Origin of the sequence: Bradyrhizobium sp. BRP23, from assembly GCF_020194135.1 — a bacterium.
Taxonomy (GTDB): Bacteria; Pseudomonadota; Alphaproteobacteria; order Rhizobiales; family Xanthobacteraceae; genus Bradyrhizobium; species Bradyrhizobium yuanmingense.
Genome location: NZ_JADYVW010000007.1, coordinates 185,130 through 210,434 on the forward strand (window position 1 = coordinate 185,130; position 25,305 = coordinate 210,434).

Annotated in this window: 16 protein-coding genes and 4 pseudogenes; 3 read left to right on the forward strand and 17 right to left on the reverse strand. The window is 61.8% G+C overall.

Annotated elements, in window-relative coordinates; all coding sequences use genetic code 11:
* Nucleotides 1-66: 66 nt before the first annotated feature.
* The 9 genes and pseudogenes from I6F24_RS20735 to I6F24_RS20775 form a co-directional block, all read right to left on the reverse strand.
* Nucleotides 67-492, reverse strand: coding sequence for a CopG family transcriptional regulator (locus I6F24_RS20735; RefSeq protein ID WP_225128617.1), 426 nt, complete (start codon nt 490-492; stop codon nt 67-69).
* 5 nt (nt 493-497) lie between these two features.
* Nucleotides 498-2,486: a conjugal transfer protein TraG gene (locus tag I6F24_RS20740; RefSeq protein WP_225128618.1), complete on the reverse strand. Its 1,989-nt coding sequence runs from the start codon at nt 2,484-2,486 to the stop codon at nt 498-500.
* 36 nt (nt 2,487-2,522) lie between these two features.
* Nucleotides 2,523-4,286 carry a DUF3363 domain-containing protein gene (locus I6F24_RS20745; protein ID WP_225128619.1) on the reverse strand — a complete coding sequence of 588 codons (1,764 nt, stop codon included), beginning with the start codon at nt 4,284-4,286 and terminating at the stop codon, nt 2,523-2,525.
* Nucleotides 4,287-4,671: 385 nt separating this feature from the next.
* Entirely contained in the window at nt 4,672-5,502 is an 831-nt protein-coding gene (locus I6F24_RS20750; protein ID WP_225128620.1) for a lytic transglycosylase domain-containing protein, read from the reverse strand.
* A gap of 2 nt (nt 5,503-5,504) precedes the next feature.
* A complete protein-coding gene (locus I6F24_RS20755) occupies nt 5,505-6,017 on the reverse strand; it encodes a S26 family signal peptidase (protein ID WP_225128621.1) in 513 nt (170 codons plus the stop codon).
* On the reverse strand, nt 6,014-6,478 hold the full coding sequence (locus I6F24_RS20760) for a DUF2840 domain-containing protein (RefSeq protein ID WP_225128622.1): 465 nt from the start codon (nt 6,476-6,478) through the stop codon (nt 6,014-6,016). The genes I6F24_RS20755 and I6F24_RS20760 overlap by 4 nt, the downstream gene beginning before the upstream one ends.
* A 289-nt stretch (nt 6,479-6,767) precedes the next feature.
* Complete coding sequence (locus I6F24_RS20765) at nt 6,768-7,649, reverse strand: replication initiator protein A (RefSeq protein WP_225128623.1); 882 nt, start codon at nt 7,647-7,649, stop codon at nt 6,768-6,770.
* A gap of 22 nt (nt 7,650-7,671) precedes the next feature.
* Entirely contained in the window at nt 7,672-7,953 is a 282-nt protein-coding gene (locus I6F24_RS20770) for a helix-turn-helix domain-containing protein (RefSeq protein ID WP_008561544.1), read from the reverse strand.
* Between the two features lie 296 nt (nt 7,954-8,249).
* Nucleotides 8,250-8,479: pseudogene (locus tag I6F24_RS20775) on the reverse strand (DUF2285 domain-containing protein); the annotation flags it as partial.
* A 209-nt stretch (nt 8,480-8,688) separates the two neighbouring features.
* On the opposite strand from I6F24_RS20775, the pseudogene I6F24_RS20780 reads away from it, so the two are divergent.
* Nucleotides 8,689-8,891: pseudogene (locus I6F24_RS20780) on the forward strand (helix-turn-helix transcriptional regulator).
* Nucleotides 8,892-8,957: 66 nt separating this feature from the next.
* Here I6F24_RS20780 and I6F24_RS20785 read toward each other — a convergent pair.
* From I6F24_RS20785 to I6F24_RS20815, 7 genes and pseudogenes are all read right to left on the reverse strand, one after another.
* Nucleotides 8,958-9,278 carry a DUF736 domain-containing protein gene (locus I6F24_RS20785; RefSeq protein WP_128948358.1) on the reverse strand — a complete coding sequence of 107 codons (321 nt, stop codon included), beginning with the start codon at nt 9,276-9,278 and terminating at the stop codon, nt 8,958-8,960.
* Nucleotides 9,279-9,851: 573 nt separating this feature from the next.
* Complete coding sequence (locus I6F24_RS20790) at nt 9,852-10,301, reverse strand: hypothetical protein (RefSeq protein WP_225128625.1); 450 nt, start codon at nt 10,299-10,301, stop codon at nt 9,852-9,854.
* 138 nt (nt 10,302-10,439) lie between these two features.
* On the reverse strand, nt 10,440-11,363 hold the full coding sequence (locus I6F24_RS20795; protein WP_225128627.1) for a DUF2493 domain-containing protein: 924 nt from the start codon (nt 11,361-11,363) through the stop codon (nt 10,440-10,442).
* Between the two features lie 327 nt (nt 11,364-11,690).
* Nucleotides 11,691-12,752 (reverse strand): toprim domain-containing protein, encoded by a 1,062-nt coding sequence (locus tag I6F24_RS20800; protein ID WP_225128629.1) that lies wholly within the window; start codon nt 12,750-12,752, stop codon nt 11,691-11,693.
* Complete coding sequence (locus I6F24_RS20805; protein ID WP_225147714.1) at nt 12,752-17,071, reverse strand: strawberry notch-like NTP hydrolase domain-containing protein; 4,320 nt, start codon at nt 17,069-17,071, stop codon at nt 12,752-12,754. The genes I6F24_RS20800 and I6F24_RS20805 overlap by 1 nt, the downstream gene beginning before the upstream one ends.
* A 180-nt stretch (nt 17,072-17,251) precedes the next feature.
* Nucleotides 17,252-19,362 (reverse strand): annotated as a pseudogene (locus I6F24_RS20810) (ParB/RepB/Spo0J family partition protein).
* 105 nt (nt 19,363-19,467) lie between these two features.
* Nucleotides 19,468-20,421: a zincin-like metallopeptidase domain-containing protein gene (locus I6F24_RS20815; RefSeq protein ID WP_225128631.1), complete on the reverse strand. Its 954-nt coding sequence runs from the start codon at nt 20,419-20,421 to the stop codon at nt 19,468-19,470.
* A 1,116-nt stretch (nt 20,422-21,537) separates the two neighbouring features.
* Between I6F24_RS20815 and I6F24_RS20820 the strand changes: the two genes are divergently transcribed.
* Entirely contained in the window at nt 21,538-22,338 is an 801-nt protein-coding gene (locus tag I6F24_RS20820; protein ID WP_225128634.1) for a glycosyl hydrolase, read from the forward strand.
* Nucleotides 22,339-23,810: 1,472 nt separating this feature from the next.
* On the opposite strand, the gene I6F24_RS20825 is transcribed toward I6F24_RS20820, so the two are convergent.
* Nucleotides 23,811-24,179, reverse strand: coding sequence for a hypothetical protein (locus I6F24_RS20825; RefSeq protein WP_225147715.1), 369 nt, complete (start codon nt 24,177-24,179; stop codon nt 23,811-23,813).
* 620 nt (nt 24,180-24,799) lie between these two features.
* Here I6F24_RS20825 and I6F24_RS20830 point away from each other — a divergent pair.
* Nucleotides 24,800-25,247 (forward strand): annotated as a pseudogene (locus I6F24_RS20830) (Ku protein); the annotation flags it as partial.
* Between the last annotated feature and the right edge of the window lie 58 nt (nt 25,248-25,305).

The window sequence follows — 25,305 nt, forward strand, 5'->3', positions numbered from 1 at the left end:
CACTGCGGGCGTAAGTTAGCGAACAAAAAGAAGGGAACGGCGAAACGGTCTTTCTCCATGATTCAATTAAGCTTCTTCGACCGGTTCCTGACGGCGAATATCTTCCGGAATCTCGCGCAGAAAGCTTTGCCCCTTTTGCAAACGGCGCCCTAGCGCCTCGACAAATCCTTCAAAGCGCTCCCTTCCCTTTACTTGCGCGGCCGCCTGCGCGTCGTTGGGCAACGGTGGCGTGATCGTCAGCCAGAAACGGATGAAGAGAGCCAAGGTCTCAGCCGCCAAACCAACGTCACGCTCGAGCCTCTGCATCTGACGCGACAACCGATCCAGGCGCCGGGTAAACGCCGCCTCCCGTCTGTCCGCGCCGTCCGGTGACAAAAATGAAGCGACAGCCGCTTCTACGATCGCGGACCTGGAAAGCTTCTTGCGATCGGCGAGTTCCGAGATCTGTTTCAGAAGCTCTGGCGGAAAATAGACGTTCATCCGGTCGCGCATACTGCTCAGAGCTCCATACCGTCATTAGGGTCCATGGCGACTTGACGGGCGACACCACGGAGCTGTTGGCGTATAACCCGGGACTGCCGGACCGTGTCCTCGTCATCATCAAGAACGGCGGCGAATTCCTCTGCCGGCGTTAGTTCGGTCGTCTCCTTGGCGATCGCGACGTGATCGGGGAGTTCGGGCTCACGACGGAGCCCGCTGTTTGCTGTGTCTTCCTCGGCCTCCGCAGCTTTGGCAGTTGGACCTCCAGTTGGTTTCAGCACTTGGAGCGCTGACCATCCGTCCGTTCGCGATGATCGGCCGGCTGTCCCAGGACCGGGCGGCGGCAGAACCCGCTCGGTGAATCGCCGATCCTCGTAGTAGCGGACCTTGTTCGCCCGGATCGGCGCCGTCCCTGCCACCATGACGATCTCGTCTGCCGGCGGAAGCTGCATGACTTCGCCTGGGGTCAGCAGCGGCCTCGCAGTTTCCTGCCGTGAGACCATCAGGTGCCCAAGCCATGGGTTCAACCTGTGCCCGGCGTAGTTCTTCATCGCGCGCATCTCGGTCGCCGTGCCTAGCGCGTCGGAGACCCGCTTGGCGGTCCGCTCATCATTAGTCGCGAAGCTGACCCGGACGTGGCAGTTATCGAGGATCGCGTTGTTAGGCCCGTAGGCCTTCTCAATTTGATTGAGCGACTGCGCAATCAAGAAACTCTTGATGCCGTATCCCGCCATGAAGGCGAGCGCGGACTCGAAAAAATCAAGCCGACCGAGTGCCGGGAACTCGTCAAGCATCATCAGGACTCGATGCCGGCGGTCGCGGGCGTGCAAATCTTCGGTCAGGCGCCGGCCGATCTGGTTCAGCACCAGGCGGATCAGCGGCTTGGTCCGCGAGATATCGGAGGGCGGCACCACGAGATAAAGCGTCGTGGGACGGCTATCTGCGATCAGATCGGCAATCCGCCAATCGCAGCGGCGGGTTGCTTGGGCCACGACAGGATCGCGGTACAGCCCGAGAAACGACATCGCGGTGGATAGGACGCCAGAACGTTCATTCTCCGACTTGTTGAGCAGCTCGCGCGCGGTCGAGGCGACCACTGGATGCGCACCCTGCTCGCCAAGGTGCGTCGTGGTCATCATGGCCTTCAACGTTGCCTCGATCGGCCGCTTCGGGTCGGACAGAAAGGAGGCGACGCCGGCTAGGGTCTTGTCCACCTCCGCGTAGAGAACATGGAGGATGGCGCCGACCAGGAGCGAATGGCTCGTCTTCTCCCAATGGTTCCGCTTGTCGAGCGATCCTTCGGGGTCTACGAGAACGTCGGCCACGTTCTGGACATCGCGAACTTCCCATTCGCCGCGCCGGACCTCGAGCAGCGGATTGTAGGCTGAGGACTTTGGGTTGGTGGGGTCGAACAGTAGGACGCGGCCATGTCGCGAGCGAAAGCCGGCCGTCAGTTGCCAGTTCTCACCTTTGATGTCGTGCACGATGGCCGAGCCCGGCCAGGCCAGCAACGAGGGAACGACTAGGCCAACACCCTTACCGGACCGAGTGGGCGCAAAACACAAGACGTGCTCCGGTCCGTCGTGGCGGAGGTAGTGCCGGTCGAGCTTGCCGAGCACCACACCATCCTGACCGAGAAGTCCGGCCGCTCGAACCTCATCCAGACCAGCCCAGCGCGCCGAACCATAGGTCTCGACATTCTTGGCTTCACGCGCGCGCCACACCGACATGCCGATCGCCACCGCGATCGAAACAAAGGTTCCCGACGCCGCGATGAAGGCACCCTCGAGAAAGATTTGTGGCGCGTAGGCATCGTAAACGAACCACCACCAGAAGAACACTGGCGGGTAGTAAATCTTGAAGCCCCACAGTTCGAACCAGGGCCGCCCAAGCTCCGGTTGCCAGGCGAGCCGCCAGGCCGTCCACTCGGTTGCTCCCCAGATGGCCAGCAAGACGATCAGGCCGACAACGATCACCTGTCCCCAGAGGATTTTGGTTCCGGACATCCCGAACGCCCTTCCGCAACTGAATTGGAGAGACTGCTAGAGGCCAAGGTCGCGCTTCCGACCAAAACCCCATTCGATGCCACCGCCGTCCTTCACGACGCCGGTGACGTGTTGGCCGAGTTTCTTTTCGAGTTCGCGCGACCAAGGCACGAGCTGGAAGCCGAGCCCGTTATCGATCATGGCGAAGCGTCCTGAGCTGAGCGTCAGCCGCTGGCGATATGTGCCCGCCACATGCTCCCCGGGGTCACGCTTCATGTAAGGGAGGCGCGTGTCGGCCGAGACTTTTGCGGCCACCTCATCCAGTTCACGCCGGCGCAAAGTGTTCAAGAGGTCGCGCTGCAATATGATGCGTTGGCCCTGCCGCCGCGCCAGGCCTTCCTGGATCAGATGCTCGGTACGGGCTTCCATGGCGTCGCGTGTCTCGCGGCCGAAGCCGCCCATGGCGAGCGGCATGGCCTTGCGTTCGACGAGCCTGTGGTCGAGCCAAGTTGCCCCTCTTGCCTTGACCTGACCACCAAGATCGAGATCGGAACGGGTCGCGAGCACCACGGTGGGGTGCGGATCGCCGGGTGGACCGAAACTCCGGACTTCGACGATGCCGCCGACGGGCGGTGCATATTCGAACGCCTCGAGCCCTCGGAAGCGCACGTGGTGCGCGCGTCCATCTGTTCCGTCGATCAGAGCGTAGGCCTCGCCAGTCAGTTCGTCATGCAGTCCACGGTCGACCAGGCGTCCGATAATCTGGGCCGTCGGCTGTCCACCCTCGATGACGAAGTCGGCAACGCCGCGGGGTTCTCCACGCTCGGTAAAGGCGCGGTGCATGGTCTTGATGATGTCGCCGCGCATACCGAGGTCGCGCAAGCTACGCTCGGCCTCAAGCCCGACCATCCATTCGCCTGGTGCGGCGGAGGCAGCAAGGCCCATCTTCTCAAGGTGCTGAAGGCGACCGACCATCAGGCGCCGGATCTCAGGATCGGAGCTGCCCGGGTTCTCGGGGCGAAGATCGATAGTGCCGGTCTCATCGGCCGCCAGCCGGATCTCCCGATCTAGCCGCGTCCACCGTTCAGCTGTGACTTCCCTCTCCAGCGAATTGCGGATCTCCTGCTCTGGTCTTGGTCCCAGTTCGATGGCGACCAGTTCCTCGGCGCGCGCGCGCAGACCTCGGCTAATATAATCGCGGGAGATCACGAGATCCGCCCCTTCCTCATCTATCCCCCGAACGAGAAGATGGACGTGAGGGTTGTCGGTATTCCAATGATCGACGGCCACCCAATCGATCCGCGTCCCGAGATCCGTCTCCATCTGTTTGGCGAGATCGCGGGTAAAGGCCTTCAGGTCGGTCATGTCGCCCGCATCCTCCGGCGAGACGATGAACCTGAAATGATGCCGGTCGTCCTCACAGCGCTCCGCGAAAGCCGCGCTATCGGCACGATCGCTGCCAGCATCGAACATCTCGGCCCGCTCACCACTCCGGGTCACGCCGTCGCGCTTCAGATATGAAAGATGGGCCGTCATTGGCGCTGAACGGAAGGCTCTCCCTTTGTGACGAACCACGCGGGCCTTCACCACGACGCGCCGCGTTGGGCTGAACAATCTGGCGCGGCTAAAGGCGAGGCGCCCGCGGCCAAACGTCGAGCGCCCATAGGCCGCAGAACGCCTGCCAGCCGCGGCCTGGCCCGAGGTGTGTCCCGCTCTCTTCGCCGCCCGCAGCACCTGGTTGATGAAGCTCTTTTGCTTCGGCGCGCGGGTACTGCGGATGCGCCCAGGCCGAACGCGCAAGTCGCTGTCGCGCACGCTCACGGAAGGGCCTCCCAGGCATCAAAAGCATGCACGGTGCCGAAAACGCCGTTGATTGCATTCATCAAAATGCACGGCGCGGCACGCGTCCCGACCGACCGGCACGCCAGAACCCATGCCATGCCAATGGCTTGCGGTTCGACCGGCGAGCCCCTTTTATCTCGCCGTCCTGCCGTCGTGGTCTCCCGGTCGCCGGTTCCCCAAAGGGCCGCCGCAAGTTGCCAGCCAACTCGCGGAGCCCCCACTGCTTCCGAGCGCTTGCGATAGCGATCGTTACCCGAAGGGCCGAGACACCCGAAGGGTGGCTCGGTGAGGAGCGAAGCGACGAGTAGAGCGCGGGCCGAAGGCATCGCCCATACGCCACCAGCTTGTGAACCCACACACTTGGTCATTGCGACACTTCCGAATCCGATCGAGGGACGAACACGCCGATTGGCCGGGGGACCATGGGCGAAACATCGGGCGCCGAGATTGCGGTCGTGACACCGCTGGATGGCATGAGCGCCGGCAACCGATCGCTCGTTTTCGTGAGATTGGCTCGCGCGACGAATAGCGTCGCAGCTGCTGATGACTGTCGGGTCGACGTCCACCTCGGCGGCAGTTCGATGGCTAGCAGATTTGGAAGCTTTGCGACGTATGCTCGCGTCTCGTCTGGCAAAGAGCCGCCTGCGAGATGCTCTTCATAGCGGGATGGTCCCGCGTTGTACGCGGCAAACACGCCAGGCGAGCCATACCGATCGAGCAGTTCGCGTAAGTACGCCGTACCGGCCAGAATGTTATCGTGCGGGTCGTATGGGTCGTTCCCGAGATTGTAGCGCTCGCGAAGTTCCGCCCAGGTCGCCGGCATGATTTGCATCAGGCCCATTGCGCCTTTTGGCGATCTGGCGTGCACGTCACCAGCACTCTCGACGCTTTGCACTGATCGGATCCAGTTCGGCGCAATCGCAAAGCGTTGTGAGGCTTCATTGATGAAACCGGCAAATGAGTGAGCGGTCTGACTGATCGCCGGCTGGGCGGCTGATCCGCTCTGGGCCAAAGCAGCACTGTCACCGGCGGTCAGAAGAAGCATCAGGGGCACGACAGCGCAAACACGCGTGCCCAACCGACCAAAGGACGCGGTCGGGCTCGCGCCAGCCTTGCAGACATCGATCGAGACGACGGAATGATCCCACAATCGATCGAGCAAGGGAATGGCAAGGAGAACACCTCGAATACGCATGATTACTCCTCCCACGTCCATACCGGCATCGCACGGCCGATCACGCTAGACGCCGGAAGAAATCCAAAATACCGGCCATCAAGAGAGTCGTCCGACTGCCAGTTCATCAGAAACAGCTCGCCGTCGCTAACGACGCGGCAGCCCTGCCATTTCGGCAGCGGCCTGCCCCGTCTGTCGTGATCCTTCGCCTCGCCCACCGCGACATCGTCGACCGAAATCGCGAGGCCGGTTCTGCAAACACTTTGCCCCGGAAGGGCGAGCACGCGCTTCAGCATGGGGACGCCGATGGGTAAATAGCCGTTCAAGTCGAGGAAGGTCGCGAGCGGCTCCGGCGGCTGCACGGCGACCAAATCAGTGACTTGGAATTGGTCTGCCGGTCGGAGGCGGTAGAGACCGATTGGCACGCTTGCGGATGCGTTCCAGATGTAAAGCGGAAGCGGCTCCAGGACGATCGTCGCGATGAGCGCAGCAGCGACACCAAACGTGGTGGTCAGCGTCTTCATGCGGCCCGTCATCGCATGATCCTCTGACGGTGAAGCCAAGCCTGGTGGCGCGCTTTCGTATACGGGCGCGGGTTTTCGTTAACCGACAGGCGGTTATGAACGTGATGCCAATGATCGGGCGCGACATCAGCAGGATCGATGCCGAGTGCCTCAACGGCATCGATCATTTGCAGCACTCGTTCGACCTTCGGCCAGCCGGACAGACGCAGCAAAATCTCTCCGCCGGGCTTCACATACGGCACGGTCGAGCAGCGCTGTCCCGGAGCGACTGCGCGCAAGATGTCGATCCGCGAAATGATTGCCCCAAAGTCGTTGGAGGTCCATCGGGCGAAAGCAAAGATGCTGCCCGGCGCAAATGACAGGACGCGCCGATGGCGCTCAAGCTCCCTTTCCTTGACGACACGACCGAACCGAATCCGGTTTTCGATACGCTTGTCGAGCCACAGCACTTCTACTTCGGTAAGATCACTCATACCGCCGCTCCCCTACGCTCGACCTCGGAGCCGTTCGCTTCGACGGCCGGGAAGTGCGTGTACGGCTTGTGAAGGCCAGCAGGGCGAACGGGCCGGCTTTGCCGGCCACCTCCCAAGCGCTTTGCGGCCTGGTCCGTTAGAAGAAATCCGAAGGATTTCTGGTTAGTAAAGTTAGAGCGGCCGGAAAGCGCAGAGAAACAAGCCTTTAAGGTCGATTCCGGTCCCCGATAGCACGAGGATCGGGTCCCCGATAGCACGAGGGTTGCGGTCCTCGATAGCACGAACTGATTCACAGGTTGTCCTCCGAATTTGGAATGAGACCGCGCCGGCGCAAGCGTGCCGTCAGGGGATCAACAGGCGTTGGCGCGAAGTTCAGCCGCTCGATGCCGTTCAGATCCCGTGTGAGCACGAGCTGATAACCGGGCAATGTCTGGCGCTGGACGATCTGACGTACGTCGTAAGCAAAGTGCTTGAGCGGCGAGAGGATGCCGGACTTGGCATGGAGGTGTGCAAGGTCAAAGCTCCAGCCATCGTCCTGCCGACCGCCGTGCTTGCGCACAAGACGATAAAGCCACCGCTCAAGTCCGCCGGTGAGCTCGAAATAGGCGCGGTCGATCGTCAGCACGAGCGCGTCGTCGATGACGCCGGCATAGAACCAATCCGGCAGGATCAGCTCGAGCCCGAATGGGCGGCCATTTGCATCCGCCGTCTCCTTCCACTCGTTTATCCAGGAGAAGCGATGCCGTCGTCGTTCCATCGGCTGGCGGATCGACGTCAGCACCGTCGTTGACTGAAGTCTGTCGAGGCCCGCCTTCAGACGGTGATAGTCGCGTGCGCTGGTGCCGCGGCCAACGAACGTTAGAATCTCGTATGGCGTTGCAGCCATCAGACGCGACGTCTTCAGGCCCGCATCCCGGGCTTCGACGATCTGAGACGCGGCCCAGATCAGAACGTCTGCATCCCAAATGGTCGCCATGCCGTGTTCCGGAACAGCTTCGACACGAATTGAGATCGCACCTGCGCGGAAATCGATCGGCACAATCCGCTTCGTTTTTGCGAGCGAGAAGAACGGATAGGCCATCAGATCCTGCGCATCTCGCGGCGCGAGATCGCCGGGCAGCGCCCGAAAGAGCTCAAGCTGGCCGCGCTCGGAATGGTGTTTGCGCCGCATGGTCACTGCTCTCACGCGGCTATCAGCGACGTTCCTGACCTGCATAGGGACGCAGGGCCGGATGCTTCTTGGCGGGCAGCACGGTCCCCTTGCCGGGATCGGATGTCGAGGTCTTGGCGCCGCGGTCGGCCCACGCTTTCAGGTCATCGACGGCGTAGACGACACGTCCGCCAATCTTCCGATATGTTGGTCCGGTGCCGTACGTGCGGTGCTTCTCCAGCGTGCGACCGGAGAGGCCGAGGTAACGCGCGGCCTCCGGGGTACGCAGGAAGCGCGGGGGTAGACCGGCCATCGGATCGGGCATTTGGGGACTCCAGGATGACAGCGCACCACGGATGGCGGCGCTAGCGTGTGTGCGGCCATCATGGAGGAGCAGGTTCTCGGAGGGGGATGCCGAATATGGAGGGAGCGGTTTTCGGCACGCCTTGGGAACGACGCTACCCATCCCTGCGCCCGGGCCGCAGAATTTTTTGCGGTGACCACCGCGCATCAACGCGAGGCCGGCTTGCACCAGGCGGATCGTTCGATTACGCAGTTCGTGGGTCTTCTAAGCGCGATCGGGGACGCGGTTCTTGCCGGACAGGCGCCGAGTAAGAGTCGCCCTTGCTCAGTCACCCATTTGGCACGAGCAAGATGACTCTGATATGCGCGCCGCGCACGGTCCGGCTCTCGGTCGGACCACTTGAGCCACTTCGCCCCAGTCCGCCCCCTCACCGCCGGCCGTGCAGAAGGCGAACGTACGTGACGACATGCTGTTCGTTATAGGCCGTCAACGTCGGCTCGTTCGGCGCACTGTCAGCTACGTCTGGATCTGGGGCTCGCTCCTGCATCATACCCGCTTTTAGAACGCCTATAAGCTACGCCATGGTCTCCGATGCGCGTTGGAATCCAGGATAGCCCTTGGGTAGACACACGGCCGAGCTCGGTCGCGCACGTAGCGTCGTCACATCGATAGCATGTTCGGACACGAATAGAAACGATCGTTGCTAGAACGATCGTTCCGGTCAGTTTCCCATATCGCCATGGATCTCAAGAGATCATGGCTGTGACTCTGCGTCGGAAACGCCATGATCTACAAATGACGCAGGAGGAGCTGGCCGAGCGTGCGGGTCTAATCGCCGTTATGTCGGCGCCATCGGCGACGCATCAGCAAGCGATACCGTGCTCGGGCAGATTGCTGAAGCATTAGGGGGCAAGCCGGAAGACCCGCTCAAAAGGGCTGCGCGGCTTAGCAAATCGTAATCCGCACCTCAGCCCGGGCGCGAAGTGCCCCGTCCGGCGAACCGGGCGGGGCTTGATTGAGCGAGCTTACTCACCGTTCTTACGCGGCCGCGACCAGAGGAGCGTGTAGCCTTCGCCGCTTTCGTCCTCGAAGAGGTTCGCATAGATCGGAGCGTTGAACGAGGGGTCGTCGAGCTTGAGTGAGAGGTAGTCGCGGCCTTCCTCGGAACGCTTCGACCAGGCTGCGCCGATCTCCGCGCGCCCCACATAGATGCGGTGGCTGGGGGCGTTGTCGTTGGACCGGTTGGTCTCGGCGACGATGCGGACGCCCTTGGCTTGCAGGCTCAGGGTGACAATCTCGCCCTGGAAATCGTTGCCGACCTTCTTGAAAGAACCGATGTTAGCCATGTCACTTCTCCTGTTGTGTTTCGAGCCCGCGACCACCGCGGCCTCGATGGCGATCTAGGGGCGAAGACGATCGGCGACGCACCCGCCCGCGGGCCGGAGCGCAGCGGAGGACGCCGTTGTGGCGACTTTCTTGACTCGCGAGGAATGGGCGAAGCCCAGGGGAAGAAAGTCGCATCAACGGCGTTGCGGCTCAGACGATCGAGGCGAAGCCGGTCTTCGGCCAGATCAAGCCATCCATGAGGCCACGTGCGTCGGCGTGCTGAACCGCAATCTCAGGAGAAGACATGACTCATATCGGCTTTGCTGAACAAGAGGTCGGAACCATTCAGCGCAGAAAGAGAAACAATTTTCTGCAAAGGGCGGTATCGTCTCGCACGAATGGATCGGCGCAACACCGCTCCGCCGCGGCTGCGTGGGCCAGACCCGAACGCCGGCGGCTTGATCGAGAGCTCCGAGGCGGACTGCCTCTCCCGCGCTCGATCGCTCCCGTTCAGCGCGCCGATCTATGCGAACCTGTTCGACGATGAAGGAGGTAAATGGTCATCTCTCAGGCCTTCCGGCCGTAAGAACTGGTTAGGACGGACTCTCCACCACCCTACCCGGCTCGAACGGGCGGGTCTCCGCCGGAACGATCAAGCGCGTCCATGACGTAACGCCAATGCAAACCGCGCCCAGGCAAGCGAAGACTTCACGCCAAACCAACGAAGGCACCCCAATCTGGGACAGGGCGAACACCACATGATAGCCGGCAACGGCGGCGGGAATAGCAAATGCTGTCGCGATCGCGATGCGCAAAGCCAAGGACCGGGTAATTGCGACGGCGACTTGGCCGAGGACGAGCGTCAGCGCACCGCCGGCCGTCGCGATAAGTACCGCACCAATGAGGCCGGCGCCGCTCCGAAACGTAGTCATTCCGATACTGAGAGCGACGAAAAACGGCAGTGCATACACAGCGATCGCAAAGATCGCCCAGCAGAACAAGCCGATGCCGAGTGTGTTGATGGCAAGCCCAAGGGCAAGCATGGTGGTGGCTCCATGTGCATAGATGTACCAGTCGCGCCTTCCACCACCACCACGGCGCAACTCTGAACATGAGACGGAAAGGAGGCGGAGTTGCGGCGCATGCCCCCCGCTCCAACTGTTTGGAGGCGAGAAGACGGCTTATGTGCCGCCGAACCTCCAGACCGGGATGCCGAGGCGCTTTGCTTTGTCCGCCAGGTTGTCCTGGATTCCTGTGCCCGGGAAGTGCATGACGCCAATCGGCAGGAGTTCGAGCATGGCGTCGTTGCGTTTGAATGGGGCTGCCTTGGCGTACTTGGTCCAGTCAGGCTTGAATGCGATCTGAGGCACCTTGTGATTAGTCGCCCATTTGGAGGCGATAAGCTCCGCACCTTTCGGCGAGCCGCCATGGAGCAGGACCATGTCGGGATGCTTGGCGTAAACCTTGTCGAGGCGGTCCCAGATGAGGTGGTAGTCATTAAAGTCTAGCCCGCCGGTGAGTGCGATCTTCGGTCCTTCCGGCAACAAGACCTCGGTTTCAGCGCGACGTTTTGCTGCGATGAAGTCGCGGGAGTCGATCATTGCTGCGGTCAGCGTGCGATGATTCACCAGTGATCCCGATCGAGGGCGCCAGGAGGATCCGGTGTGAGTCTCAAAGCGTTCGATGGCCTGATCGCGGAAGAGTTCCAGGCAGTTGCGGCGCTCGATCAAAGTGATGCCCTCGGCCGTCAAGCGCTCGAGTTCGACTGATCGGACCTCAGAGCCATTCTGCTCGCGCTGGCTCTTCTGCTGCGCCTGCTCGTTATCGTCTAGATGGCGTTCGATGCGGTCGACGGCTCGATGGAACAGGTTGACGGTCGACCACAGCAGATCGCCCAGGTCCGGCTCGAGCCGCGTGTCGCTCAACGTCGCGACCAGGGCGTCGAACACATCGGCGACGGCGCCAGCGATCATCTTGCCCTCGGGGAGCGGTCGTGGGTCAGGCTGGTCGTCGAAGGGACGGTAGCCGAAGAGCTGTAGTTCGGTCAGCACGTGGTCAGTTGGAGAAGAGGCGTGCGGCGGTTCGATATCGTCGTTGTCGGTCATTGGAGTGATCCTTTTCCGGATCGGCCGCGCCCATCGCGGCCTTCGTGGCGATCACTCAGACGGCGGGCGGAACGGGCCAGAACCCGCAAGGGCCGAAGCGGCAGCGGAGGATGGCGGAGGCCGGCTATTTTGCTTCGCGATGCAAAGCGCGCCGGTCTAATGGCTGATGTCTTCTCATCGCCAGCGCGCGGCGGAAAATAGCCGGGCGTAGCCATTGCCGGCCCGGTCCGCTTGCCGTCCGATCGCCCTCTAGAAGGCCGAGGTCGCGTCCTCTTCCGGCAATGGCCTTGGAACGACCGAGCTATCAACGTCGATCGAAGCACCGGCCTATTCTGCGGCTACTGTCGACGAATGCAGGAAGCGGACGACGTCCTCTGGTGCGAGTTGAAGCCGTAACTCTGCTCGGAGGGCCTCGAGACCGAAGATGTGCAGGTCTTCGTTGAAATCCCCCAGCCGGGGCGACAGGGTGATCGCTTCAACGCCGGCCTCTTCGGCGCGCTGGGTGAGAATCGCCTGTACGGCATCTCCGGCAGCATCGTCATCGCGGGCGATATAGAGCCGACGCAGGCCAGATGGCAGCATGATTGCTGCGAGATGATTGGCCGAAATCGCGGCAGCCATGGGCATGGTCGGCAGCACGTAACGCAATGAAAGCATGGTCTCAATCCCCTCGCCGGCGGCGAGCACGTCGCCCACCACACCGAAGCGGACGGCGTTGCCGAGCAGGTCACCCATAGCCCGTCGTGGCGTGTCGATCGGAGCCTTGCCGAGACGAACGCGATCAAAGCCGTCTGGATCGAGCCAGGTTCGGTGCGCTCCGGTGATCCGCCCCTCGAGGTCCGTGACGCGGGCAATCATCGCCGGCCAGGTCTCGGTGGGCGAATGCTCATCCGGTCGATAGTAGCAACGAGGGTGGAAGCGCAGGCTGCCACCATGGTGGATGTGGGTTATCCCGCGACGCTGCAAGTATTTTTCGACCACCGTCCCCTCGATCGGACTGGATATCGCAAAGAGCCGACGGGCGGCTTCCTGCGATCCAGCCGGCGCTACCGAACGAACGGGTTTCGAGGTCAGCTGGGGCACGGGACGAGGCAGCTTCAGAAACCGTCTCGCCTCCTCGGCGGCCGCGCTGAAGTCGCGCAACCCCCGGCATTCGCGGATGATGTCGAGGAGGTCGCCATGCTCGCCGGTCGCAGCGTCGGTCCACTTGCCGGCAGGGCCCTTCGGTGATTCCTGAAGCCGCACGAACATCGAGCGGCCCGGCTTGTTGCGGACGTCGCCGACCACCCAGTACCGCCCCGCGCGCTTGCCATTGGAGAGATAGTATCGGCACACGGCCTCGGCCTCGCGCGCGAGGCGGCATGCCAGTTCGCAAGGCGCGGGGGACATCACGCAGCCACCCGCTCACTGACGCGCGCGACCGGGTAGGTTTCGAGCACCTTTGTCAGGATCCCGACGCCGCTTTCGTCTGTGGGCACAAACATCCGCAGCTTCCAGGAGATGATCTCTCCAAAGAGGCCGTAAGCACGGAGGCGATCGCGCATCGTGTCGTTGAATCCCGATAGCTCGATGCGGCATGCGCCCATCACCCGGACGCGACGAAGCTGGAGCCCTTCCGCGAGATCGAGGAGGGTGCGTCCTTCCATCAAGGCCGCAAAGGCAGTGTCCGGCGATAGCGTAGGCGCGTCCGCCGCGAAGGCGTTTGCGACCCACGCCGCAGAAACCTTGCGGCCGATGATGCGCTCGCCCGCATCGGTCTGGAGCCGATAGACGCGGGTCGATTCGTTCGGCAAGCGTTTCCAGATGGGCAACAGCAAGCCGGCCACTACGTGGATCGTGCTTTCCGTGAACTCAGGCACCTCGGCGAGCTCCGCCAGCCAGGCCGCGGCAAAACGTTCGCGATCCGCTTCGACCCAATGGCTCTCCGCCATCATGTTCAGTCGGACTTGGTGCTGCTCCATAGGGCGGATCAGGCGGACGCGGCGCTCGATGTCGCCGTCGTCGAGCATGATGCTCGCGGCCGGAACCTGCACGGCGGCCCTTCCTGAGCGCTCGTTGATCAGCAGGACGGCAGGATTGGAAAGACGAGTAAGGGCGTCATCCAAACCAACGGGATGGTTACGCCGGCGCTGGATGACGCTGAGCAGCCGCGTCTCGGCACCTGTGCGCGGATGGACATAGATCGTCCGCCGGCCGCTGACGACAAAGCTTTCGGCGCGGAGCGTTTCCAATCCGACATCGTACGTGCCCGATGCGACCGCGCCCTCGATCCGGGCGGTCAAGAGCTGCTCGAAAGCAGTGAACAGGACATTTTGCAGGTCGATGGTGAGCGCCAACAACCTGTTCAGGAAGGTCGTGATCGGCGGCAGGTCATCCCTGAGCCCATTGGCATCTGTCAGCTTCAGGCCGGTTGCATCCTCGAACTTCTCGAGCGAACAGCCGTCGACTTTGCCGCGCACCAGCAGCATGTAGAGTTGACGCAAAGCATCGCGCCCGTACTGACTTTCGAGATTGTCCTCGGGCCGGAAGAGGCCCTGTCCTCCGGTCTGGCGCTGGCCGCGCGTAATGGCCCCCAATGTGTCGAGCCGGCGCGCGATGGTGCTGAGGAAGCGCTTTTCGGCCTTCACGTCGGTCGCGATGGGCCGAAACAGCGGGGGCTGCGCCTGATTGGTCCGGTTTGTGCGGCCGAGCCCCTGGATCGCAGCATCCGCCTTCCAGCCGGGCTCAAGCAAATAGTGGACCCGCAAGCGGCGATTCCGGGCCGACAGCTCGGCGTGGTAGCTCCTCCCCGTGCCGCCCGCGTCGGAGAACACGAGGATTCGCTTGACGTCGTCCATGAAGGCCGATGTCTCAGCGAGATTGGCCGAACCGGCTCGGTTGTCGACCACCAACCGGTCGCCCTTACGAATGATACGGCGCGTGCGGCCGGTCACTTCGGCGACCATGTCGGTGCCGAAGCGCTGGACGATTTGATCCAACGCGCCGGGTACCGGGGGCAACGAGGCGAGTTTCTCGATGAGGCGGCCGCGTCGTGCGACGGCTTCCCGGCTCTCGACTGGCTGGCCATCGCGATAGACAGGCCGAGAGCAGAGATTGCCCTCCGAGTCGGTGAAGGGCTCGTAGAGCTGGACCGGGAAGGAATGGGCGAGATAGTCGAGCACATATTCGCGCGGAGTGATGTCGACCTGGACGTCGCCCCAGTCTTCGGTCGGGATCTCGGCGAGCCGGCGCTCCATTAGCGCTTCGCCCGTTGAAACAATCTGGATGACGGCGGCATGGCCGGCGTCGAGATCGCGATCGATCGACCGGATGAGCGACGGCGTTTTCATCGAGGTCAGCAGATGACCGAAGAAGCGCTGTTTGGCGCTCTCGAAGGCGGATCGAGCCGCGGATTTTGCCTGCCCGTTCAGCGTTCCGGTCTCGCCGATGATGTTGGCGGCCCGCATCGCCGCATCGAGGTTGTTATGGATGATGCTGAACGCATCGGCATAGGCGTCGTAGATGCGAACCTGCTCCGGTGTAAGCTGGTGCTCGACGAGTTCGTACTCGACGCCCTCATAGGACAATGAGCGGGCGGCGTAGAGACCGAGCGCCTTGAGGTCGCGCGCCAGAACCTCCATCGCCGCGACCCCACCCTGCTCGATTGCCTCAACGAACTCGGCACGTGTGGCGAATGGGAAGTCGGCACCGCCCCAAAGGCCGAGGCGTTGGGCATAAGCGAGGTTGTGGACCGTGGTGGCGCCCGTCGCCGACACATAAACCACCCGAGCATTGGGCAAAGCGTGCTGGAGCCTCAGGCCTGCGCGCCCCTGCTGAGAGGCCGCCTGATCGCCGCGCTCGCCCTTGCCACCGGCCGCATTCTGCATGGCATGGCTCTCGTCGAAGACGATCACTCCGTCGAAGTCGGAGCCCAACCATTCAACGATCTGACTTACGCGCGAAAGCTTCTCGCCACGCTCGTCGGTGCGTAGCGTGGCGTAGGTGGCAAAAAGGATGCCTTCCGAAAGCCGGATCGGTGTGCCCTGGCGAAACCGGGACAGAGGCGTAACGAGCAGTCGCTCCATGCCGAGTGCGGACCAGTCGCGCTGCGCATCTTCGATCAGCTTGTCGGATTTGCTGATCCAGACCGCCCGGCGGCGGCCATTGAGCCAATTGTCGAGCAGGATGCCGGCGACCTGCCGCCCCTTGCCCGCGCCGGTGCCATCGCCCAAGAACCAGCCGCGGCGAAAGCGGACGGCATTCTCAGCGTCGTCGCGCGCGGCCGCCACAACATCAAAGGTCGCATCGACGGTCCAGGAGCCCGCAAGGAATTCGGAAAGCGCCTCGCCAGCATAAATGATGCTCTCGACCTGGGCGTCCGATAGAACTCCATCTGCCACCAGACTTGAAGGCAGATGCGGACGGTAGGACGGCTTCGGCGGCGCAACGGACGCCATCGCCGCGGACTGCACGAGTTTCGTCGGATGGGAGCACGATCCGGGAATACGGATGGACTGTAATCCGTACTCCTCATATAGCGCATCGGTGAGGCGGGCGCCTTCCGGCGGCGACCATTCGACGGTCTCGTACGTGAGTTCGACGCGATTTGGCGCTGCGCTTTCCGAAGTGGACGACAGACATGATACGGAAGCGCCCGCCGATCGGGGCATTGCAGGGCGGCTAACGATGTCGGCCACGACCGGCGCGGCGACGGGTAGCCTCGGAGGCACGTACTGGGTCACCCAATTGAGCAAGATGGCAACATCGCCGGCCATGCCCTGCGATGCAGGAAAAGCCTTCGGATCGGCAGCGGGCCACTTGTCGATTACGAGCAGCCTCGTGTCCGTCTGAGTGCCGTGCTTGGCATAGACGGCGCCGTCGATCGCGGCAGAGAACACGACCCGTCCGCGCTCCTGGAGGCGAACAAAGGCCTCTAGCCACGCCGGGTTATCCGGCGCAAGGCCTGCGCCAACGATGGCGACGAGGCGTCCACCATCGCAAAGGCGCGCGAGCGCCGAAGCGATATGCCGGAAAGCGGCGTCTGCCATCCGTCGATCGACATTCGCCACCGCGGAGAACGGCGGGTTCATCAGAACCACGCTCGGCACAACGTTCGCGTCGAGGTGATCATCGATCTGCGCGGCGTCGAACCGCGTGACCTCAACGTTGACAAACAAATGATCGAGCAGCGCCGCGCGACCTTCAGCCAATTCGTTCAACATCAGAGAGCCGCCGGCGAGCTCGGCGAAGATCGCGAGCAATCCGGTCCCCGCGGATGGCTCCAGAACGCGGTCGGCAGGCGTAATGCCGGCTGCGACGCATGCGGCCAGCCCAAGCGGGATCGGCGTCGAGAATTGCTGGAACGCCTGACTGTCCTCGGAACGCCGCGTATGGGTCGGCAGACAGCTCGCGATTCTCGCGAGCATTGGCAGCATGGCAGCCGTCGAGCCAGCCTTGGCGCGCATGGCCGGACCGAACTTGCGAAGAAATAGAACTGTTGCCGCCTCGCAGACGTCATAGGCGGTCTTCCAGCTCCAGACGCCGGCCGCGTCTGAGGCGCCGAAGGCTGCCTCCATGGCGCTACGCAGGACGGCGGCATCGATGCGACGGCCGCGTTCGAGCTCGGTCAGGAGCTGTCGCGCGGCCCTGATGGCGGCGGAGGTGAGATTTGCGGCGGCACGCATCGAGAGCGGCGCGGCGGCAGCGCCGCCGGCGAGAGATTCGGTCATGGCAGGATTTCTCGGGAGAGCAGGAACAGGTCGAACCGCGCGGCGCTCCCCTTAAGACCACGGCAATTCAAACCTTCCCGGCCCTGCTCTCCCTCTCAGCGCTCGCCCATAAAATGGGGACCGGCGTTACACACCGGTCTCCAGGCAACTGCGGGATGGCCCGAGCCATCCCGCTCTGTGTCACTCAGCCGCGTCGAGCTGTTGCGGGTCATCGTCGCCGGCGTTCTCCCGATCCTCATCGTCGGCGAGAAATTCGGGTAGCGGGCCTGCTTCAACCTCCGGCTCCAGTGACGCCGCATGGGGATCGACGAGACGCAGCGGTTCCGGCAACCAGCCCGAACCATCGAGAAGACGTTCGGCCTCTTTGGCCATGTCGGCCTTCTTCAAGTGGGCGATCAGCTGCGCGGAAGATTCTCCCCTTGCTTCTCGCACGGCTTCCAGAATGCGAGGCTTGATGACCCCGCCAAGATAGTTGTCGACGGTGGGTCGCCAGCCGGCCTGCACCATGTCCAGCCCGACCGCGCGCGCCAGCACATTGGCCTGGTCGAGACGCGCGCGAACACTATGGGCGGAGACACGGCCCTGATCGTAGTGGTTGGCTGGCTCGTAGAGAGCGTTGACCGCAAATGACGCACAGTGAGCGAACAGGGACGCCTGAGCGGCACCGTCGAGAGCTGTGAGCGCATCCCACAGGTCCTTCTCGCCTTTCGGCAACCGTGCTTTCCAGGACTCAGGCGGCGCCTCGACGGTCTTCGCGGACGCGCTCTCCCTCAGGCCGGGGGCTTGAGCGGGGAAGGTCGGCGTGCGAAGTCCGATCTCAAGGGGACTCCCCGTCGACGAGAACCCGTAGAAGGCAGTCAGCACGAAATTGTGCAGCACCGCCTGGAACGCGATCGCCGGATTTTCCGCCAGCGCATCGCGCAATGCCAGTGTACGATGTGCGGTCAACTCGGTGATCAGCCGATCCGGCAAAGGTTTGGCCGCGTCCTCATCATCTTCTTCAGTGTCAGCAGCGCTACTTGCGACCGCGATGACGTGCGCTGAATGGAGCTACCCTCCTTCCCCTCGACCGGCTGCGCATCGGTGCCCTGCCTGACGTCAGAATCGATCGCGGACATGTCGTCCTCCGACCGAACATAGCCCCGATCCACCGACAGGCGCCCTTCGGAATCGATGCTGACGAAGACGCCAGTGCGGACGATCTCGGCCGGCTCGTAGATCATCGATCGGTGTTCGAATGCGAGCAGTGCCGCTTCGATCTTGCCGAGCCGCTGGTCGACCTCATCGGGCAGTTCGTCGGCATCCTGATAATCCGATTCAAGCTTAGTATGCTCGCCGTTGGGTGCGTCGATGGTGGCCTGCTCCTCCGGGGTGAGATCCATAGGTTTGCCCTCGAGTTCGCGGAGGCCGTTGGTATGGCCGTAGGGGAAATCGACCGCCACTGAGATCCAGTTCCAACCCTCGGTTGCGATGCTTTCCGCCTCGAGCTTCAGCTTGTCGGTAACAAGACGGTCCAACAAGGCAAGGTCCTGCAAATATCCGCCATCGTCCTGCTCGAACAGATCACGCAAAACGCCGCCGCCTGCCTGTTCGTAAGCCTCGAGGCCCACGAACCGAGCGCGGCGATCGGACGCACGGACCGTTAGTTCGGTCAGCAAGCGCCGGATCTGGTATGGCTCGTCGTAACCCGAACGACTGACCTGCTCCCAGACTTGCTCCTGGCGAACATGATCGGCTGTCACCGAGAACGCCATCAGTTGCTCGAGCGTCATACCGTCGTGGGCATAGATCTCGTGCAGCTTGCTCGAAACCGAGGCCAGTCGAAGCCGCTGCTTCACGACGGCCGGGTCACAAAATGCCACGCAGCGGTCTTCCTCGCTCATGCCACCTTGCTGGAGGCGCTGGAACGCGCGGAACTGATCGAGGGGGTGGAGGCCGACTCGCTCGTCATTCTCCGCAAGCGAGTCATCTTCCGCGATACCCTGGTCCCGAACAACGCACGGAACCGCTTGCGTCTCCGCCATGCGCTTTTGTTTCACAAGCAGTTCGAGGGCGCGATAGCGCCTGCCGCCTGCAGGCACTTCGAACATGCCCGTCTCGTTCCCTTCGGCATCAACGACGGCACGGACGTTGAGGCTTTGCAGGAGGGTGCGCGCCGCGATGCTTTCGGCGAGTTGCTCGATCGAAATGCCCGCCTTCACATGGCGAACATTGGATTGGCTCAGCACCAGCTTATTGAAGGGAATGTCGCGTGAGGGCGACAGGGTGATCTTCTGGACAGCCTTCGTGATGTCGAGTCTCCACGACGGGCCGCCGCGAGCCTCTCTCGGCCTTCAACCCGTCGCGAAAACGACCCTGCCCTCTCACTCGCTTACCCGCGGTGGCCGAGGAGACCCTCACGCTGCCTCCTGTTCCGCTCTCTCCGTCGTCATGTCGCCAACCTCCTCCGGCAAGAACCCAAGGAGATAATCCGCAACCTTGCTGGCTTGCGAGGCAGCTCGCACAATAGCACGATTGTCCTCTCGCAGCACCTCAAGCCAGGAGCCGATATAATCGGCATGTCGCACCGTCGGCACGATGCCGAGCGAGGCGCATCCGAATGCGGATGATATCTCCGCGATCAATTCCTCAAAGGCATACTTCTTGCTTCCGTAGCTTCCCGACAAATCGCGACTCAGACGCGATGTATGGCCGCTAGCATGCGCCAGCTCGTGAAAGGCCGTCCGATGCCAGTTGATCGGCTCGAAATAGGCTTGTGGTGGCGGTACCTGCACATAATCTTCTGCCGGCATGTAGAAGGCGCGGTTGCCGCCAATGCGGAAGTCGATCCCGGTCGCCTTGATCAGGTATTCAATCTTTGGCTCGATAAGGCCAGGTGGCGGAGGTGGCGTCGTTGCGATCTCCGAAGGCAAGCCTTCGCACTGATCGATATTGAAGACCGTGAACCGCTTGAGGAACGGGATGGCCTGCGCTTCGTCACCTGTTTCGCTGGCGCGCCGCTTTTCGTCGGCCGGCACAAACCGGTCGGCATAGACGACGCTCGTGCCGCGCTCACCCTTGCGGACGTGACCGCCGAGCGAGAGCGCCTGACGGAAGGTGAGCCAGCTCTGACTGGTGAATGCGTGTTCGGTGGCAGCCCCCCAAAGGATTAGGACGTTGATGCCGCTGTATTGACGGCCAGTGGCGGCGCTTTCCGGCATGGCCAATGACGCCGCCGCCGCCGCCGAACCCCAAGGCTGTACCCACGGGACGCGGCCGGCTTCAAGCTCGCCGATAATTTTGTTGGTGATTTCGTCATAAAGGCTGGTTCGGTCCTCGCCGGCGCGTGCCCGAAGATAGTGTCTGGACATAACGGATCTCCGCGACGGGCGCCGCGAGCCTCTCTCGCAGCCTGTAACCCGTCACGGCAAAACCCGGCCGGCACTCTCACTTTAACCTTCTTCAGGCGAAATCGAGGCCGCGTGATTTGCGAGAGCTCCTCACCCACACAAATGACAGAATGCGAAATCTGCGACGCACTCCGTCTTTCGTTCCATTCTTCGGGATGGCCTCGCGGTGCTTTAGGGCCGCAGGCCCCACCAGGCGTGGGCCAACGGCGCATCGCCTCAACGCAAAATGGCACCCGGAGAGCGTGAGCATAGCGACCCGAAGGGGCACGCGGGTCCGAGTGCGGCGACGAGACCGGTTCAATAGCGGCACCCGGGAACGGGGCAGTGATAGCGATCGCCGAGAGGCGAGCCGCTTTCCCGAGTGCCCCCGGCGAGAAACTCCGCAGGCCTTGCGCGAGGGATCGAAGCCGGATGGCCGAGACGCAAAGCGGCTCGGTTCACGAGACCCCGGTGCGGCGGAAGCCGCACGCGCAAAGCGGAAAAATCCGCTAGTCTGAAGATCTAGATGTCCTCGCGCGCATGCGTCTGCGCATCATAGATCCTGATTTGAAGCATGGGAAAACGTTTCTTTAGTTCTTCTCCACCTGCCCTGGCGCCGTCTCTGGTTGCAAATTCGGCTTTGAGTCGGCCATCCACTTCGAGTGCGTAACCAGAGGCCGGCGGTTCACGGGTAGCTGCAACCATTTCATTCCCATTGCGTAGTGAAGGGCTTAAAATGATGGGTAACGTGAGTCGCCAAACCGCGCTAGTCCCACTCCCCGAGCGCGGTGATCGGCGCACCATGTGGATTGACGCTTCGCCGTGCCCAAATGGGCACTGGAGATACAAGGCGCGCTGAGCCCCGGCCGTCCTTGAATGCGGCGACGGTGCGGGTATCGGTGGACGTACCCTCCCTACCGCAAGGGCGAGAGTATCCTTGTTGCGCCACGTGCGTGGGTTGGAAAAGTAGCGGACAGGCGCGCACCGTGCACTCTCGCACTAGTCAGCTTCTCGAAAGCCAACCGTCCTAAAATTCGAAGCCGATCTTTAAGGGCCAACCGAAGAGGCTTTGTTCTCATAGGAGCAAGGGAGAGCATAATGGATTCCAATCGGATAAACGGTGCCGGCTTGCCAGAGTTCCCAACGGGGTACGCCCGCTCACAGGAGGATCATGAGCTTTTCAGACAAGCTGTAAACGACGTCGGGCGGCCGCTCGCCGCTGTACCGGCAAAGCCCCCGATTTGGAGTTCGAGCGCTCCATACGGGAACTTTGCACGCGATGGCTACTCCTGGAACAACGATGTGTGGGGCAGTGGTGCCGGGCCTCAGACCATTTCAGTGTATGGACCGAACCGGTGGAGCGTGTGGTCGAACCAGCCTCGAACTGGTGGCATCAAGAGCTATCCGCATGAGGCCGTCCATATCGGGAAGCCGCTCAGTGCAATCAACACCTTGAGCTCGACCTTCAATCAGGACGTTCCTAACAGCGGCGCTTGGGACACCGCCTATGATATTTGGGACAGCTCAAACCAGCATGAGATCATGATCTGGACAAACTACACCGGAAACTCGGACGGTAGCGGCAACGTTAAGCCGATTTCTTATCATTATCGGCAGGATCCCTCCGGGGCGGCGATCCCCGTCTACACTAACGTCGAGGTGGGAGGGACGACCTGGAACGTGTTTCAAGGGAACAATGGTCACAACGTCATCTCGCTCGTGCCCACTTCGAAGAGCAATAGCGGGACAGTGGACATCAAGGGCATCCTAGAGTGGATCAAGTCGAAAGGCTACTTCGGCGACATAAACGTCGGTAGCGTCCAATACGGCGTCGAGATCACCTCGTCCCCAGGCGGAATGGACTTCAAGTTCAATAACTGGACTGTGACCTCAAAGTGAAGATCCAGTTCTGTTCGCCTCAGTCAGCTTTCTGTCACCGTTATCTCGACGACGGGCGCTGGTGTACTGGCGTAGCCTTGCGGACGCGTTCATTTGCAATGAACGCGTGTGTTGCTAGCTGCGGAAGATAGCACAGGTCAGATTTTTGGCACAGTCCAGATGGTACCTGCCGGCTCTGAGAGCCAGATGCATAGCGCTCAAGTCGTCAAACTGCTGGTTGGAAGAAGTGCACGCCGTCGCGGTATCGGGCGCTGGCTGCTGTCGGCTGGGAAAGATATTGTTGACGCTCAGCACGACCACAAGTTCTGCTGCCGAGCGTCTTTACGCCAGCGAAGGATGGCAGCGGGTGGGGTATCATACCGGGTTGTGTGCTCGCCTCTGACGGAACCTATCGCTCGACGACCTTCTTCTACAAGAATCTCTGATACTGCGTTGCTAGATCATTGCTGACGGGCTTGGTATTCATATAGACAAGATCGTCGGGTCGCGTCCCGATAACCATCATCGTCGGGGAGCATCGCTGACATTGCAGCCTTGTTCATGGTTTGTGAACAACGACAACGGGATCTCCAGATGAGAATATCAAAACTGAGCAGACGGTGGATCATCCAACTGCTGGCACCGCTTGTAATCACAATGACTTGCATGAGCGCCGCTGAGGCTAGTTGCAGTCCCGACGCCGCCGGGCCGACGATCGGGATTTAAATTCCATGCGCATGGGCTGCGGAGACTGAAGCAATGCCTAGCAATGCGCTTGACAAGCTGCCCCAGCTCCTAACTGCCGCGTTAAAAGACTTCTTCGTCGAACATCGAAGCCCGTAAATCGGGGCGCCCGGTAGCGGCACTAAGGGAAAGGGGCTCGCCTCTCGGCGATCGCCATCACTGCCCCGTTCCGCCTTCGGCGCGCGCCGCCCGTGGGAGGCCGGCGTTCCCCTCATCGCATAGAACGAGAGGATCCGTCCTCCCTTCAGCGTGTCGCCGACGGTCGCCTTTGCAGCAGGTGACGCCATGCGATCAATCCGACGCCTGAGGCTTCGGCCTCCGGCTCCCATTGCGCAATGTCGGAGGCGATGACTTGGCCTATTATCGTTTCGCAGAAACCGGGGCCGACTCGATTACATTTGAGACGAACGCGTCAGAGCCGCCGATCCGAGTATGAGGCTTGGAGCATTGCTAAACTGCGGTGAAGTTTTACCAGGAAGACCTGAAGCGCCGGCGCCGGGCGACCGGGATCGTATCTGTGGGACAAACGCGATGGCAAAGGGGTAAGGGCGAGAATTGCACAAACTAAGCGCCTCAGTTCGCGCGCGACGGATAGCTCGCAATCTTGCGAGTGAGCTGCCAAGTTCGACCGTGTTGGTCTCGGCTAATTGCTGCGCTCGCTGCTTAGCCGCCTCCTCACCAGCGCAGCCTTACGCAGTGCACTATATTCCCGTCGGGCTGCGCTGCGTGCATGTCTTTGGTGGAGGTCGTCATCGGTCATGCTTATCTGATCGCGACCAGCGGCCGGCGTATTGGCTAGTTGCAACGTTCCTGTATGGACATCGCTCGGATCTTATTCCCCGCCAGTTGCGCTCGACGATAGCTATAATCAATTTTTCAGTGGCGATCAGAGCCAGCTCCATTTTTTCCTTAACAATGGTCGACGTATCTCGACCGATACTGTCGAGGTGGTTCAGGGCCATCGTTTTGAAGCTATGGGCTAGGCGCTCCTCGGCATCGTCACGTGCATAGTCTACAATAGTATCCAGGTGGGCGACGATTTCAGCCCGTTGCTCGGTCGGTTTTGGTCCGTCAAGCAACGTTATCGCTCGAATAAAGGACTCCTCAATGGGGATCATATCACGTCTCCTTTGGACTGTGGTTGGAAGCAGTGATTCCAGCTCGCACCGTTGGTGAAGATTCAGCGGAAAGGCGGGGACTTCAAGCGGCTTACCGCTCCGAAAAACGGCCAGCGCAGGGGTGATTCGGCGCTCACGCCCCCGAAAGCACTGTCTCTACCACCAGCCGTCGCCCTCGGAGTTAGCAAGGCTGGCCACCTCGGCCCCCCAGAGGCTGAACTCCCAAAGGGTGCTGCTAATTATCGCGGAGAAGGACTGCAAGGTACCTACCAGGATTGGTTGGCGCCGATCTCATGTGGTCCGCGATTAGGCAGCTGGTGGGGGTATGGGTCGTGGCCGTGTGTCCACTCGATTCCAAATTGGTGGTTCTCCCTTTGAACGAGAACCTAAGCGTCGTGCCCTGCCTTTCCGCTCGCGTGGACGGCATCGACCGCGGCGCGGATTGCCTCCTTCTGAGTAGCGTATGGGTCGGCTATCGTCGCTCGCAGTCATTTTGGCCACGCCGTGGAATCGTGGTGGCTGGCTCACGCAATCTTTGCTGGCGCTCTGCAGGCCGATCGCCGACAGACGGCAGCCTCGCGAGCTGAGGAAGAAGGCCTGGCCTTTTTGGGAAACACAGTATCGCCTTCAACCGCCAGACGGGACACCGCATCAAGTACGTGAAGGTCGATGCCGACACCGGCGACGAGGTGCCGAACGAAGACATCGCCGGGGTTACGCGCTCGAGAAGGGTCAGTACATCTAGGTCTCGAAAGAGGAGCTCGAGGAGATCGCGCTCGAATCGACACGTACCATCGAGATCGACGAGTTCGTCGACCGGCCCGACATCGATCCCCGCTACCTGATCCGCCCCTACTGCCAGCGCCCGGACGGCTAGGTCGGCCACGACGCCTTGGCCGTGATCCGTGAGAACATTCGAGAGATGGACAAGGTCGCCATCGGTCGGGTGGTGCTGACCAACCGCGAGCATATCATTGCGCTCGAGCCGATGGACAAAGGCCTTGTCGGCACTCTGCTGCGCTACCCTATGGCGTGCGCAGCGAGCTGGAATGCTTCGACGAGATCCGTCGAGGACTTGCCCCTCCAGGGCGGCGGCCACGAATTCCGGCGGCTGAGCGCTAGCATA

What these genes read in the sequence shown, in the direction of transcription:
- I6F24_RS20735 (WP_225128617.1), bottom strand. Translation starts at nt 492, where the DNA reads ATGCGCGACCGGATGAACGTCTATTTTCCGCCAGAGCTTCTGAAACAG.
- I6F24_RS20820 (WP_225128634.1), top strand. Translation starts at nt 21,538, where the DNA reads ATGGATTCCAATCGGATAAACGGTGCCGGCTTGCCAGAGTTCCCAACG.
- I6F24_RS20815 (WP_225128631.1), bottom strand. Translation starts at nt 20,421, where the DNA reads ATGTCCAGACACTATCTTCGGGCACGCGCCGGCGAGGACCGAACCAGC.
- I6F24_RS20750 (WP_225128620.1), bottom strand. Translation starts at nt 5,502, where the DNA reads ATGCGTATTCGAGGTGTTCTCCTTGCCATTCCCTTGCTCGATCGATTG.
- I6F24_RS20740 (WP_225128618.1), bottom strand. Translation starts at nt 2,486, where the DNA reads ATGTCCGGAACCAAAATCCTCTGGGGACAGGTGATCGTTGTCGGCCTG.
- I6F24_RS20790 (WP_225128625.1), bottom strand. Translation starts at nt 10,301, where the DNA reads ATGCTTGCCCTTGGGCTTGCCATCAACACACTCGGCATCGGCTTGTTC.
- I6F24_RS20760 (WP_225128622.1), bottom strand. Translation starts at nt 6,478, where the DNA reads ATGAGTGATCTTACCGAAGTAGAAGTGCTGTGGCTCGACAAGCGTATC.
- I6F24_RS20800 (WP_225128629.1), bottom strand. Translation starts at nt 12,752, where the DNA reads ATGTCCCCCGCGCCTTGCGAACTGGCATGCCGCCTCGCGCGCGAGGCC.
- I6F24_RS20795 (WP_225128627.1), bottom strand. Translation starts at nt 11,363, where the DNA reads ATGACCGACAACGACGATATCGAACCGCCGCACGCCTCTTCTCCAACT.
- I6F24_RS20755 (WP_225128621.1), bottom strand. Translation starts at nt 6,017, where the DNA reads ATGACGGGCCGCATGAAGACGCTGACCACCACGTTTGGTGTCGCTGCT.
- I6F24_RS20825 (WP_225147715.1), bottom strand. Translation starts at nt 24,179, where the DNA reads ATGATCCCCATTGAGGAGTCCTTTATTCGAGCGATAACGTTGCTTGAC.
- I6F24_RS20770 (WP_008561544.1), bottom strand. Translation starts at nt 7,953, where the DNA reads ATGCCCGATCCGATGGCCGGTCTACCCCCGCGCTTCCTGCGTACCCCG.
- I6F24_RS20765 (WP_225128623.1), bottom strand. Translation starts at nt 7,649, where the DNA reads ATGCGGCGCAAACACCATTCCGAGCGCGGCCAGCTTGAGCTCTTTCGG.
- I6F24_RS20785 (WP_128948358.1), bottom strand. Translation starts at nt 9,278, where the DNA reads ATGGCTAACATCGGTTCTTTCAAGAAGGTCGGCAACGATTTCCAGGGC.
- I6F24_RS20805 (WP_225147714.1), bottom strand. Translation starts at nt 17,071, where the DNA reads ATGACCGAATCTCTCGCCGGCGGCGCTGCCGCCGCGCCGCTCTCGATG.